Origin of the sequence: Micromonospora humidisoli, assembly GCF_016900955.1 — a bacterium.
GTDB classification, from domain to species: domain Bacteria; phylum Actinomycetota; class Actinomycetes; order Mycobacteriales; family Micromonosporaceae; genus Micromonospora; species Micromonospora wenchangensis.
On the sequence record NZ_JAFEUO010000013.1, the window covers coordinates 17064 to 31244 of the forward strand.

Genomic DNA, 14181 nt, shown 5'->3' on the forward strand with positions numbered 1-14181 from the left:
CGCCAGCTCCACCGCGCCGGGGCGTCGACACCCGCTGACGGTGTGCCACCCGGGCGCGGACGGTCAGGGCAGCCAGGACGCCTCCGCCGACGCCCGGGACGCCGCCTCCTCGTAGACCGCCAACGCCAGCCAGGACTCGGCGAACGCCTGCCCGTCGTCGTCGGTGAGCCGCCCGAAGGCGTCCCGGGGCCGAGACCGGGCCGCCGATCCCATCGCGGCGAGCAGGTGCGCGCCCAGGTCCAGGCGGGCCGAACGCAGCCTCCGCTCCGTCGGGTCGGCCAACGCCTGGATCGCCCGACCACCCGAGACGACCCGCTCAACCTGCCGACGCAGCAGCCCCAGGGCGGGATCGCCGAGCCGGGGACGGGGAGCGGCAGCGTCCGGAAGCCGGTCGGGCGGTGGCACCGCCGCCGCGCCATCAGCCGTCCTGAGCTGGCTCGTGTGCAGCCGGTCGTAGCCGAGGTCGGCGTGACCCGCCCAACTCTCCGGCAGGGCCAGCCCCGGCCCGTCGCCGTCGACAGGTCCCACGGCGAGCGCCTGGACGGTCGCCCGGCGGGTCGGATCGAGACGACCCACCAGGCGCAGCCGCGCCCCCACCGCCTGCCCCAGCAGGCGCAGGTTGGCCCGGTGCGGCAGGGCGGCGTGCTCGTCGGCGACGGTCAGCGTGAGGACCGCCCCGTCGGCGGTGTCGACCAGGACGGTGTGCCCGTGCCCGCCCAGCACCCGTACGGTCAGGAAGAGCAGGTCGGCACCGGCGGGCCGCTCCGGCAGCGGCACGGCCACCGCGCCGAAGGCCCGCCGGACCTGGTCGGGCAGGGGCTGCGTCCAGAGCCCGGCGAGGGGTTCGTCGGCCCAGCCGACCCCGGCGGCCCGGGCCGCGCGGACCGCCCGGCCGGCACCCAACTGCCCCGACTCCGAAGCGGTGCCGCCGGAGACCACCAGCCCGGCCCGGGTGAGCTGCCGGTGGCTGAGCCCCGACTCGCCCACCGCCACCGTCGCGTCACCCGCACCGGCGGCCCGGCCCACGTCCCCCGGGGCGAGGTCGGCGACCATCCAGAGTCGACAGTCGCGGTCGGCCAGGTAGGTGACCACCCCGGCGTACCCGGAATCGGCCACCACCGGGACCGTGCAGAGCCCGTACAGTCGCAGGCCGGCCTGTGGGTCGTAGGCCCGCCGGGCGGTGCCCAGCAACGCGCCGAGCTCACCGGCCGGCGCGTCCCCACGCAGCCGGTGGGACACCGCCAGCAGCTCCCGCAGGTCGTCGGTCAGATCGGCCAGCCGGTGCTGGGGTTCACCCTCCCGGGCGGCCCGCAGCCCCGCCGCGACCCGGGTGCCGGAGGCCGCCGCCCGGTGCAGGCCATTGGCCCGCGCCTCGTGCACCGCCCGCAGCAGGGCCGTCCGCAGCACCACCCCGCAGCCGACGGTCCCCGCCGCGAGCACCGCCACGCCCACCTGCCACAACCCGTCGGCGGCGGCCCGCTGCCGCCCGGTGGGTGCGGGCGGCGACCCGGCACCGGCCGGCACCGCGGCACCTGTCGACCCGGTTGGTGGGTCGACAGCGGCCGGGTCGACGGCCCGCGGCAGGGCCGCCCCGTCCCCCGGAGCCGCCTCCTCCCCCGGAGCCGCGTCGGCGGCCGGAGCCGCCCCACCCACCGGGGTCGCGTCGTGCACCGGAGCCGCGTCGTCCACCGGGGCCAGGGCGAGCACCGCCATCCGGTGCAGGCAGTTCGGCGCGAGCAGACAACTGCACCGGGCGTCGGCGGCGTGGCGCACCACCCCGTCGACCGTCACCAGGGTCACCGTGGTCGCCTCGTCGACCTGGACCGTCACCCCGCCGTCCATGCCGGTCACCGGCCAGCCGCCGGCCCGGACGACCGCGTCGTCGACCTTGCGGCGTAGCCGGGCGGGCAGCGCGTCCAACGCCTCGGCCAGCACCGGGGCGGTCACCGGCGGCAGGCCGGTCACTGCCGCACCTGCTCGCCGACCCACCGGGCCAGCTCCAACGGGCTCAACGCGGCCACCGGCATCCCCGCCGCGACCAGCTGACCCGCCGCCGCCACCGAGTACCGCGGTCGGCCGGTGTCGTCCAGGCTGGCGCAGCCCAGCACCTGACAGCCCGCCTCGACCAGTGCCCGGGTCTCGGCCAGCAGACCACCCATCGGGTACCCCTCCTCGAAGTCGCTGATCACCACCACCATCGTCCGCTGCGGAACGGTGACCAGCGACCGGGCGTAACGCAGCCCGGCCGCGATGTGCGTGCCCCCGCCGACGCTGACCTCCAGCAGCAGGGCCAACGGGTCGTCGACCCGCTCGGTCAGGTCCACCACCTCGGTGGAGAACGCGACGAAGTGGGTGCTGAGCGCCGGAACGCCGGCCAGCACGGCGGCGGTGAGCGCCGACCAGATCACCGACTCCTCCATCGACCCGGAGACGTCGACGACGAGCACCAGCCGCCAGTCCACCCCCCGGCGGGCCCGGGTGCGGAACACCGGCCGCTCCGGCACCAGCGTCACCCGGCCCCGCCCGTCACGGCGGGCGGTGGCCAGGTTGGCCCGCAGCGTCCGGGACAGGTCCAGCGGCCCGCCCGGCCGGTAGGTGGGACGCGGGGTGGTCAACCCGGTCAGCGCCGGACGCAGCCGGGCAGCCAACTGCCGGGTCAGCTCCGCCACGATCCGGGCCACCAGCGGGCGCAGCCGCGCCACCGTGGACTCCGGCAGCCCACCGGCGAGGGTGAGCAGGTCGCGGAGCAGTTCGACGGACGGGCGGACCGCCGCCGGGTCCAGCTCGGTGGCCGCGTCCAGCCGGCCCGCCTCCACCGCCCGGGCCAGCACCTCCTCGCGTACCCCGGGGCCGAACAGGGCGGACAGTTCCCCGGCCCACTCCCGTACGCCGGGAAAGGACACCTCCCGACCGGCGCGACCGGCCGCCTCGGCCGCCGCCCCCTCGCCCCGGCCCGCCCCGTACAGCTCGTCGAGGGCGGTGGCGTACCGGCGGGCGCGCGGCCCGACCCGAGTCGACTCCCGGCCGAGCACCAGTCGCCACCGGTCCACCGTCGACAACCCGCCGGCCGGGGTGGACCGGGTGGCCGGTCGCGTCGCGTCGGCGGCCGTCGGCGGCTCCGGCGACGGGTCCGGCGGCTCGGCGGCGAGCAGGCCCTGCGCCTGGAGCGCCAGTCGGCCCGCCGCGTCGGCACGCAACCGGATCAGCAGGGCGTCCGGATCGTCGAGCACCGCGATGTCGGCGTCCGGGCCGGTGTCGTCGAGCCGCCCCCGGACCACCTCCAGCAGCCGGTCCCGGCCGGCCGGGCTGACCACGTGGAAGCCGGCGCGCAACGCCGGCAACCGGGTGAGGAACTCCTCGTCGGGCAGGGTCTCGACCCGCTCCAGGAGCCCGTCGAACACCTCGCCGCTGGCCCGCAGCAGCGGTTCGGCGACGACCAGCAGCCCGGTCAGGTGGCCCTGGAGCTGCTGCCGCCCGGCGGGCGTGGACGCGGTGTCCACCCAGGACGCGACGAGTCGCCCGAAGGCGGCGGGTTCCCGCAGGCCCAGCAGCACCCGGACCGCCCCGGCGGCGGCGGCCATCAGCGGGGTGCCCCGGGCGGCGAGCCGGGCCAGGCAGTCGGCCAGCCGCAGCCCCGCCCCGGCGGCGTCGGCCCGCTGGGCGAGCGTGGCCAACGCCTCGGCGTCAGCGACGTCCTGGGCGCCGGTCAGCCCGTCGACCTGCCGGACCGCCGCGCTCTCCAGCGCCTCGGCGACCCGGCCCAGCTCGTCCGGCGGCAAGTCGGCACCGCCCGGCAGCTGACCGAGACGCAGCCGGTCGAGCAGCGCCAACGCGGTGACCAGCTCACCGAGGGTGCCCTCGGCCGGCACGGTGACCGCCACCTCGGCGAGCCGGCGGGCCGCCAGCCCGCTCAGGTCGCACCGGGCGGCGTCCGCCAGGCCGGTGATCACGGCGGCGACGGTCGGGCCGTCCTCGGCGCGTTCCCGCCGTCGCCGCTGCACCAGCGCGCCCTCGGCGGCCTGGCCGAGGGTCACCCCACGCAGCCCGGCCACCTCGATCGTCGCCTCGGTCCGGGGCGACCACTGCACCCGCCACCGGGTGGTGACCGCGTCGACCCCGCCGACGCCCGTGCCGCCGACCTGTTCGGCGTACGCGACGTCGCAGACCTGGAGCCGGTGCAGGGTGACCTCCCGCCGCCGGTCCAGGGCGGAGCGCAGCGGGTCCAGCCGCAGCTCCCGGGCCGGGTCGCCGGCACCGGGCAGCCGCAGCCCGGCCAGCAGCTCACGGACCGCCGGGGCCAGCCCGGAGCGGGGGGTGCCGGGGGCCAGCACGCCGCGCCGGTCCCCGACGAGCACCTGTTCCATCGCGTGGGCCACCGCCCGGCCCCGGCCGAGCACCTCGCCGTGGGCCAGCACGCTCTGGATCGCCTCGACCAGTTCGCCCCGGCCGGGCGCGGGCAGGCCGCGCAGCCGGGCCAGGTCGAGCGCGAGCCGGACGGCCTCCCGGGCCTCCCCCGGGCCGGCCGGGTGACCGGCCCGGCGGATCGCCGCGCAGACCGCCACCACGGCGTCCGTCGTCGCCGACTCGACGGCGGCCGGGTCGCCGTCGGCGGTGAGGACCGACTGCTGCCACTGCGGGTCACGGATGCCTGCCGGATAGCCCGACCGGGCGTCCAGCAGCCCGAACGTGTACGGCACCAGCGAGGTCACCACCTCCGACGCCCCGGTCGGGTCGGCCGGTGCCGGGGCCTCCTCCCCGGCCAGCAACGCCGGGGCGTGGAACGCGCCGACCAGGGCGGCGACCCGACGCTGTCCCGCCTCGGCCAGGCAGTGCCGCATCCGGGCCTCGCGGCGCAGGTCGAGGGGGGACACCCCGGGCCCCCGTTCGGCGTCGGCGCGCAGCGCCCAACCGACCGCGAGCGCCGCGCGGCGTACCGCCTCCGGGTCGGCGCCCGGGGCGCGGGCCTCGACCGTCCGGTCCCACAGGTCCTCGTCGGCCCGCCCGCTGCCGGCGGCGCGCAGCGCGCCGGCGAACGACAGGCCCGGCGTCGGGGCGGCACCCGGCTCCCGCTGCCGCCAGGCCGGGTCGGCCAGCGGCAGGTCACACGGTACGACCGGGACCCCGTTACGGGCGGCCCAGCGCACCGCGACCAGCTCCGGGGAGAAGTCGGCGAACGGGTAGAACGCCGGCCCGCCGCCGTCGCCGAGGACCCCGGCCAGTGCCACCGGGGCGGTGGTGGCCGGGTCGGCGAGCCACGGCAGCCACCGCCCCAGCTCCGGCGGGAGCTCCAGGAGCAGCACCTCGGGGCGGTATCCGGCCAGCAGCCGGGGCAGGGCCACCGCCAGCGCGGGCGAGTGGTGCCGTACCCCGATCAGGTACGGCCGGCGGTGCCCGGCCAGCGCGGCGACCGCGACCGTGGGGTCGACCGCCGTCGGCTCCCCGGCGGCGGGCGCGGTCGGGTCAGTCGGTGAGGACATCGCGCAGTTCCCACAGCCGCCGCCACAGTCGTGCGCCGTCCTCGGCCCGTCGCCGCACCGCGCCGTCCCAGTAGCCGAGCAGCTTGGCCCCGTCGGCCGGGTCGTCCTTGCGGACCACGCCGAGCAGGTGGCCGGGCAGCAGCGACACCACGTCCCGGTCGCCGGGGAAGTAGGCCGCCGCCAGCGCCAGCGACGACGCGACCGCCACCGCCTCGGCGGTGCTCATCACGGTGGACGGCCGTTCCACCTCCCAACCCTCGACCGACTGCCCGGCCCGCAGGTCACGGAACGCGGTGACCAGCGCCTCCAGCACGGCGTCGTCGACGGCGAACGGGGCGTGCACCCGCTCCAGGGTGGCGCGGGCCTGCCGCTGCACCAGGGCGATCTCCTGGGCCAGGTCGCCGATCGGGCCGACGGTCTCGAAGTTGAACCGGCGCTTGAGCGCCGCCGACATCTCCGACACCCCCCGGTCGCGCAGGTTGGCGGTCGCGATCAGGGTGAACCCGGGTGCGGCGGGGACGGTGGCGTCGGCGGTGCCGGACAGCTCCGGCACCGCGATCCGCCGGTCGGACAGGATGGACACCAGTGCGTCCTGGACCTCCGGCAGGCAGCGGGTGATCTCCTCCACCCGGGCCACCGCGCCGGTGCGCATCGCGGACAGGATCGGCGAGGGCACCAGCGCGGCGGCGCTCGGCCCGTGCGCGAGCAGCAGCGCGTAGTTCCAGCCGTAGCGGAGCTGGTCCTCGGTGGTGCCGGCGGTGCCCTGCACGACCAGTTCGCTGCTGCCGCAGATCGCGGCGGACAGCAGCTCCGACAGCATCGACTTCGCGGTGCCCGGTTCGCCGACGAGCAGCAGGCCCCGTTCCCCGGCGAGGGTGACGACGCAGCGTTCGACGAGCGCCCGTTCCCCGACGAACTTGGCGGTCACGGTCAGCGTGCGGGGCAGGTCGTCGCGGCGGGCCGACCGGGGCAGCTCCAGCGCGACGCCGCCGCTGCCGACGATGAACGTGACGACCGCGCGCGGCGTCAACCGCCAGCCCGGCGGCCGGGGCCCGTCGTCGTACGCGGCGAGGAACGCCAGTTCGGCGGCGTGGGCGTGCTCGGCCGGCTGGACCTGCCGGGCCGCCGGGGTGGTCGTGGTGCTCATCGGCGCCTTTCCGTAACGAGATCGTCGAAGCGGGGTGCGTCGCCCGCGCACACCCGGGCCCAGGCGAGCGCGAACAGCCGGGGCGGGGGAGCCACCGGGGAGACGATGCCCAGCGCGGTCACGCCGCCCTCGCCCCCGATCAGCAGCGGGAGTTTCCACCGTTCCAACGGCAGCAGCGGCGCCTTGAGCGTCAACCAGCCGCCGGGCAGGAACAGCGTCCGCCCGGCCCGGGGCCGTTTCGCCGCCACGACGTGCCCGGTGGCGGCCAACTCGGCGCGGGCGGCCTTGAGCCGGGCCGGCTTCCAGCCGGTCCACCGGGCCACGTTACGGTCGGTCGGATCGGGCAGGGCGAGCAGTTGCAGGTACAGCGCCGCGGCGTCGCCGCCCAGCCCGAGCGTCGAGGCGACCGTGGCGACCAGGTCCGGGTCCGACCGGGTCGGGTCCTGTGCGAAGCCGTCGTCCATCGCCGGGACGACGTGCGACACCACCTCGGTGAGCTGACCGCCGACCAACGCCCCCAGGGCCGCGAGGAGTTGCTCGTTGACGTGGTCGAGGCGGGCCCGCAGCACGGTCAGCGCCGGGTCGTCCGTTCCGGACAGCCGGGCCGGGTACAACCGGACGCGGTGCCAGCGGTCGGTCGGTGGGATCAGCACCGGGCCGACCTCGGTGCCGGCCGGGCCGGTCGTCACCGGCAGGCCGAACGCGCCGGTGAACGCCGGCAGCCTGGTGCCGTCCACGTGCCCGACGAACACGGTGAAGCCGGGGTCGGCCAACCGCTGCCGGGCCACGTCGGCGGCCACCGGCAGCGCCGAGCGGATCGGGTCGTCGACGGCCAGGTGGTACGCCAGCCACGGCAGTGTCCTGGTCAGCGCGATCAGCGCGTCATCGTCGTCGACGCCGGTGCCGGCACCGGCCAGCCACCGGCCGGTGGCCGCGTTGGCGACCCAGTGGAGCACCGTCGAGGCCGGCAGCGGGCTGGTCACCTCGGCCCGGTCCACTGCGACGATCAACTCGTCGGGCACGGGCCGCCGTGGCCCGTGCCGCCGCACCCACTCCTCGACGATCAGATCCTGTCGGGGCCCGTCGACCCACAGCTGCGCCGGGTCCTGCGGGATCAGCTGCCCGAGTAGCCTGCCGAAGGCCTGCCGACCGCGACCGTCGGTGCCCCAGAACCGGGCCGCCGCGGCGGGTGCCGCCGGGTCGGGCAGTTCGAGGATGGTCAGCAGTTCGTCGGGGGCCTTCCCCCACACGAGCCGGGGCAGGCCCGTCAGCAGCAGCACCGCCTCGGCGTGGCTCATGCCCGCCGTGTCGGACAGGGTGCGGGCCCACTCGGGCTGCCACTCCAGCGGCCCGTTGGCCCGGGCGAGCCGGACGAATGCGTCGATCCGCTGCGGCGTGACGTCACCTGTCGGCAGGATCTCCTCCTCGGTGATCCGGAAACCGGGCACCGCCGAGAACCGCCCGGTCGGCGTCCAGTCGAGCACCTCGACCTCCCGGTCGTCGGTGTCGACGGCGAGCACCAGCAGCCGCCGGCCGTCCACGGTGAGCACCTGCCCCCGGACCTGGTCGACCGGCTGGTGGGCGTCGGCGACCAGGGTGGCCCGCCGCAGCCGGCTGCCCGGGGCGAGGAGCCCGGAGCGGGCGCACACCTCCAGCATCGTCAGCAGCGCCTCGCGGACCTCGGACAGGCAGATCGGGGCCACCGCCCGGTACATCGCGGCCGGCAGCACCCCCAGCAGGTCGAACCAGTCGAGGTCACCGTCGAGCTGGATCCGGGCGGCAGGCGTCGGGTCGGGGCCGGTGAGCGCGGCACCCGCGCTGGCGATCAGCCGCAGCGAGCTGTCCTCGGCGGCGTAGCAGTACTGGATCAGCCCGGCGAGCCCTTCGGAGAGCAGCCGGTCGACCGCCGGCGACCCGGCCGGGGCCTCCTGCGCCGGCAGGGCGTTGTCCTGCTCGCCGTCGAGCACGGCGGCCAGCGTCCGCAGCCGCGCCACCTGCTCGGCGGCGCGGGTGACGAGCCCGGCGACCCCGGCGACGAGGGCGGGCGCGGTGAGCTGCGGCAGGTGCCGGCCGACCAGGGCAGGCACCTGGGCGGCGTCCAGCCCGGCCGCCTCGGCCAGCAGGGTGCCGGCCTGCGCGTCGGTGACGCCGCGCAGCGCCGCCGAGCCGGCCTCGTCGCGGGGCCGCAGGAAGTGCCAGTACTCCGGCGGCGGCACCAACCGGCTGCCGGCGGCGAAGGCGGACCGCTCACCACCGGACTGGTAGCGCCCGAGCAGGAAGCCGTCCTCGGCGCAGATCAGCAGCTCGCCGTTGGCGCCCCGGCCCCCGTGCAGCAGTCCGAAGGTGGTGTCCGCGCCCGGGAACCGCACCGCCGCCGCGAGCCTGCCGTCGGCGGCACCCGCCGGCAGGGCGAAGGACCGCCCGTTCACGGCCTCACCGGACCAGCCGCCGTCCGCCGTGCGGCGGACCCGCCAGCCGGCCAGCCCGTCGGCGCGGCCCAGCGGGCTGTCGGACGACCCGGTGGGGCGCAGCCAGGACGCCCCGACGTCGAGGGGTCGACCGTCGACGGTGCCGTCCTCGAAGAACGTCGGCCGGGAGAACCGTCCGCGCTCGCCCGTCGTGGGGTCGTACTCCTGCCAGCCCATCGGGTGGTCGGCGGCGCGCACCCAGTACGTGTCGCCGTCGCTGATCACCCGGCCGCCGGTCCGCTCGGCCCGGTCACCGACCCGCAACGGACGCCGGCCCATGGTGCGCCCGCCGCCGGGCAGCGGCAGCGACAGCTGCGGGTAGGTGGTGAAGGCGTCGTCGGCGAGGGTGAAGATGTCGTCCGGGGTGCCGCTCCAGTAGGCGGCCCGGTCCCGGCCCCGGTCCCAGCAGACCAGCAGCTGCCCGTCGACGTGGCGCAGCACCAGCCGCCAGCGGTACCGGTTCTCCCCGGCCGGGATCCGCATCAGGTGTTCCTGCTCCACCCCGTCCGGCCCGACGACCGTCACCAGGTCGCCGGTGACCAGCAGCAGGTACGGCCACTGCCCGGTGAGCGCGACGTCCACGGTCGACTCGGTGAGCCGTTCGGCGGCGGTGTCCAGGGCGGGCCAGCCGTATTCGTCGAGCAGACCGGAGCGCAGCGTACGGCCGAGGACCGGGCCGAGGTCGTGGTCGACGAGCCGGCGTACCGCGTCGGGGTTGACGGCGAAGCCGGTCGGGCAGGCGACCGTGCCGACCCGGTCGAGGTGCTGGTCGAGCGTCGGCAGCCCCTGTCGCCCGACGGCGTCGGCGAGGGTGTCCAGCCAGCTGCGCAGGGCGGTCCGCAGGCCGGGCACCGCGACGATCTCGCGTACCCGGGGCGTCGGGTCGTGCTGGTCGCGCCCACCGGTGCGCAGTCGCCGTTCGACGCCCTCGACCAGCACCGGCAGGAACCGCGGGTCGGCGGCGACGGCGACCAGGTCACGCCGGCCGTCGGTGTCGTCGGAGAACCAGTTGTCCAGCCGGTGCCGGACGTCGCCGGCCGGGTCCGCGACGGGCACCCCCAGCGCGAGGCAGGTGTCGAGCAGGTCGAGGTCCACGGCGTCGTGGGCGCGGCAGAGCGCGACCGGCACCCCGTCGGCCTTGAGTCGTCCCGCCATCCGCTCCACCAGGGCGAGCAGCCCGGGGTGCCGCTTGCGGACCCGCCACGAGCGGCGTTCCCGGTGCTCGTCGAAGCGGCGCAGCCAGCCGGCGGGCCCGTCGGGCGACTCGGCCTCGGCGGGTACGGCACCAGCCGGCCCGGTCAGCGCGCTGGTGGCGTCGGCCTCCTCCAGCACCGCCAGCCACACGTCGTCGCCGCAGTTGCGGGGGGTGAGCCCGAGCAGCCGGCCGCGCAGTGCGGAGTCGGTCGTGGCGAGCCGGGCCAGTGGCTGCCGGTAGGCCGTCCAGAACGCCTCCGGGGCCCGGTGCAGGGCCGGCGCGGCCAGCAGTTCGCCGAGCACCCGCTCGTCCTCGGTGGCCGGGTCGAGGCCCGCGGCGCGGGCCAGTCGACGCAGGTCGGTGTGCATCGCCGCGTACGGCGGCAGGCCGCCCAGGGTGCGCTCCACGCACAGCCGCAGGAACATCGCGTACGCGTCGGCGGGCGTACGCCGGGCCGCGAGGTCCCGGGCATGGCCGGAGAGCGCCTTCGCGGTCAACGCCCCGGCCAGCGCGAACTCCAGGAACACGGCGTGCTGGCGGTCCTCGTCGATGGTCAGGGCGTAGGCGCGTTCGGCGTCGCGGGCCTTGCCGAACATGGTCGCCGCGTGGGTGACGCTGTCGGCGGCGAGGAACGCCCGGCCGGCCTCCTCGTAGAACGTCGGCAGGAAGTGCGGCACCGACCGGGCCAGCCGCTCGCCGAGGGCGTTGAAGCCGTCCTTGGCCGGGCCGACCCGGGAACGCGCCATGCGGGCCAGCCGCTCGATCTCCTTGACCAGGGCGAGCGCGTGGTGGCCGTTGGCGGGGTCGTGGACCAGGGCCCAGGCCGGGAAGCCGAGCGCCTGCTGGCGGACCACGCCGACCGGGGTCACCCGCTGCGGCCGGTCGAAGCCCAGGAACTCCATGGAAAGGTCCTCGGCCTCGCCCAGCGCGTCGCTGACCAGCCGGACCACGGTCCGTCCGGCGAGGACGGGATGGGTGTACCGGCGGGCGGTCAGGGTGTCGGTGGTGTCGTCCTTGGCCACCACCGTGCCGACGGGCAGCACGGCGCCCGCCTCCAACAGGTCCGTCGCGTCGACGCTCACCGGTCCTCCTCCTGCTCTGCTGCCACGACCCGGCCGGCGTACAACGCGGCGGCCATCCGGGTTCCCTCCGACCAGGCCACCGGGCCGACCGCGCCCAGCGGCAGGGCGGTGCCGTGCCGGTCGGTGAAGACGAGGTCACCGGTCTCGGTCTCGTAGTAGGGGTCGTCCGCGCCGACCCACGACCGGGCCTCGACGGTGACGCCGTTCTCGACGATCCGGCACACCGCGTTGCCACCGCGTACCGGGTAGCCGAGCGACGTCGCGCGGGCGGTCAGGTGCCGGAGCTGGTCGTACCGGCCGCCGGCGTAGCCGCCGTAGCGGGTCGCCGTCGCGTCGACGTCCGCGCCCCGGACCCAGGTCTGCCGGAAGAGCTGGTCGACTGACTGTCGCACCTGGAGTTCCGCGGCGAACTCCCGCAGGTCGTCGAGGTCGTCGAGGGTGACCGGGTGGGGGATGACCACCCGGTCCGCGCTGCGGCGGACGCTGTCGCCGTCGAGGTCGACCAGACCGACCTGGCCGTCGACCACCTCGCGGAGCAGCCCCACGCCGTCCGGGTCGCGCCGGCCGTCGTCGTCGAGCACCGCGACGACCAGGTCGGTGAGCGCGGAGCGCCACGTCTCGTCCGGCCACACCTCGGTCAGGACCGCGACCGGCACCGGCAGCGAGCGCACCATCCAGCGTTCGATGTCGGTGCGGCACTGGGTCTCGTGCCGGGTCAGCCACTCGGTGAGCTGCCGCAGCCCCACCACCGTCGGATCGTCGCGCAGGGACGCCGGCACGGAACGCAGTTCCCGCCCCTTGGCGTTCCGGGCGACGACGTCACCGTCGCGGAGAGTGACCTGGTAGCCACCCGACACCTCTGACCATCCCATGTGGACTCCCCACGTCTCGACGGAAGAAGACACCGGAGGCTAGCCCACCCGGACGACAAAGTCGGGGCGTCGTCCCGCCACCCGGCGGGGCCGCGACAACGACACGACGACCTCACCGTCGGTGACCATCGATGGGCATGCCAGCAGGTGTCCGGTGGACCGCGCCACCCCGCCCGCCCGGCACCGGTCCGCACCCGCGACCGGCAAGGCTTTGCGGACCGCGACCGACGGACCACCCCGGGGCCCCCGGGGGCACGACAACGGCCCGCCGCGTCGGCCGGGGCAGGGCGGCGGAACACGGCCGGCGGTTCACCGCCAGTGATGATTCTTACTCGACGTCGACCGCCGACAGCACCGTGACCTGTGGGGTTGGTGGGGCGACTGGGACCACCGCGAGTCAGGACACCCGGGCGGCAACCACGCGTCCGGGCTGCCGCGACGCCGAAAACTGACCGAACGGACGGTGACCCACCGTAGCCTTTCCGCGGCCGGACGGCTGTTCGACGGACAGTCGACGGGGCGGCCGGGTCGGCACTCTGGGGTCACCACTGTTCACCTTCCGTGAGGGCCACCGACCATGTCGCAGCTCCTGCCCGCCGCCCGGGCCGACCTCCCGACCAGCGCGCCCGCCTCCCCCGTCGCCCCGCCGGAGCCGGCTGCCGCCGTCGCCGCCGGACCCGGTGCGCGTACCGCCGTGGTGGGCCTCGGCTACGTGGGCCTGCCGACCAGCCTGGCCCTGGTCGCCGGCGGTGCCCGGGTCACCGGGGTGGACATCTCCCCGGCCCGGCTCGACGACATCCGGGCCGGGCGGGCCGACCTGCTCGACGACGACCGGGACCGGCTGCGCGACACGCTGCGGGCATCCGACCCGGCGCTGCGCCTCACCACCGCGGTCGCCGAGATCGCCGACGCCGACACGGTGCTGATCTGCGTGCCCACCCCGGTGGACCGGCACCTCGCCCCCGACCTCACCGCGTTGCGGACGGCCTGTGCGGCGGTGGTCGCCCACGCCCGCCCCGGCCAGACCATCGTGCTCACCTCCACCAGCTACGTCGGCACCACCCGGGAACTGCTGGTCGAGCCGCTGGCCGCCCGGGGCCTGCGGGTCGGGCAGGAGGTCTTCGTGGCGTTCGCCCCGGAACGGGTCGACCCCGGCAACGACCGGCACCGGCAGGAACTCACCCCCCGGGTGGTCGGCGGCACCACCGGCGAGTGCACCGCGCGGGCCGCCGCCGCGCTGGCCCGGATCACCCCGCTGGTGCACCGGCTCGGCTCACCCGAGGCCGCCGAGATGACCAAACTGCTGGAGAACACCTTCCGGGCGGTGAACATCGCCCTGGCCAACGAGTTCGCCGACCTCTGCCGGGACCTGCACCTGGACGTCACCGAGGTGATCGACGGGGCGGACACCAAGCCGTACGGCTTCATGGCCTTCCAGCCCGGCCCCGGCGTGGGCGGGCACTGCATCCCGTGTGACCCGCACTACCTGCTCTGGCAGGTCCGTGGCCAGCGCCGCGAGGCACCACTGATCGAGACCGCGATGCGCGGGATCGCCGCCCGCCCCCGCCGGGTCGTCGACCGGGTCCGGGAACTGCTCGCCGGGGCCGGCCGCCCCCTGCTCGGGGCCCGGGTGCTGCTCGCCGGGGTGACCTACAAGCCCGGGGTCGCCGACGTCCGGGAGTCCCCCGCGCTGGAGATCATCGGTGAGCTGATCCGGGCCGGCGCGCAGGTCGGCTTCGTCGACGACCTCGTCGACACCGTCCGCACCCCCGACGGCCACACCCTGCACCGGGTGGCCGACCCGGCCGACCGGGAGTGGGACCTGGTGGTCGTGCACACCCACCAGTCCGACCTGGACGAGGCGTGGCTGCGTGGGCAACCGATGGTGCTCGACGCCACCTACCGGCTGGCCGGGCTGCCCCGGCGGGAGGTCGTCTGAG

6 protein-coding genes are annotated in these 14181 nt (G+C 76.5%); 1 reads left to right on the forward strand and 5 read right to left on the reverse strand.

Going from position 1 to position 14181, the window contains the following annotated elements:
* Positions 1 to 63: 63 nt before the first annotated feature.
* From JQN84_RS30085 to JQN84_RS30105, 5 genes are read right to left on the reverse strand one after another with little or no spacing between them, the layout of a single operon-like run.
* The gene (locus JQN84_RS30085; RefSeq protein ID WP_204961973.1) at positions 64 to 1965 is read right to left on the reverse strand and encodes a hypothetical protein; all 1902 of its coding nucleotides are present in this window, start codon (positions 1963 to 1965) and stop codon (positions 64 to 66) included.
* Positions 1962 to 5477 carry a vWA domain-containing protein gene (locus JQN84_RS30090; protein ID WP_204961974.1) on the reverse strand — a complete coding sequence of 1172 codons (3516 nt, stop codon included), beginning with the start codon at positions 5475 to 5477 and terminating at the stop codon, positions 1962 to 1964. The genes JQN84_RS30085 and JQN84_RS30090 overlap by 4 nt, the downstream gene beginning before the upstream one ends.
* Complete coding sequence (locus JQN84_RS30095; RefSeq protein WP_204961975.1) at positions 5461 to 6624, reverse strand: ATP-binding protein; 1164 nt, start codon at positions 6622 to 6624, stop codon at positions 5461 to 5463. The genes JQN84_RS30090 and JQN84_RS30095 overlap by 17 nt, the downstream gene beginning before the upstream one ends.
* Positions 6621 to 11369, reverse strand: a complete 4749-nt coding sequence (locus JQN84_RS30100; RefSeq protein WP_204961976.1) for a hypothetical protein — start codon at positions 11367 to 11369, stop codon at positions 6621 to 6623. The genes JQN84_RS30095 and JQN84_RS30100 overlap by 4 nt, the downstream gene beginning before the upstream one ends.
* Positions 11366 to 12241 (reverse strand): DUF4132 domain-containing protein, encoded by an 876-nt coding sequence (locus JQN84_RS30105; RefSeq protein ID WP_204961977.1) that lies wholly within the window; start codon positions 12239 to 12241, stop codon positions 11366 to 11368. Before JQN84_RS30105 ends, JQN84_RS30100 begins: the two co-directional genes overlap by 4 nt.
* 577 nt (positions 12242 to 12818) lie before the next feature.
* Here JQN84_RS30105 and JQN84_RS30110 point away from each other — a divergent pair.
* Complete coding sequence (locus tag JQN84_RS30110) at positions 12819 to 14180, forward strand: nucleotide sugar dehydrogenase (RefSeq protein ID WP_204961978.1); 1362 nt, start codon at positions 12819 to 12821, stop codon at positions 14178 to 14180.
* Position 14181: the final 1 nt, after the last annotated feature.

Excerpts from the sequence above, each read along its gene's own strand:
- JQN84_RS30090 (WP_204961974.1), bottom strand. The coding sequence starts at position 5,477 with ATGTCCTCACCGACTGACCCGACCGCGCCCGCCGCCGGGGAGCCGACG.
- JQN84_RS30095 (WP_204961975.1), bottom strand. The coding sequence starts at position 6,624 with ATGAGCACCACGACCACCCCGGCGGCCCGGCAGGTCCAGCCGGCCGAG.
- JQN84_RS30105 (WP_204961977.1), bottom strand. The coding sequence starts at position 12,241 with ATGGGATGGTCAGAGGTGTCGGGTGGCTACCAGGTCACTCTCCGCGAC.
- JQN84_RS30110 (WP_204961978.1), top strand. The coding sequence starts at position 12,819 with ATGTCGCAGCTCCTGCCCGCCGCCCGGGCCGACCTCCCGACCAGCGCG.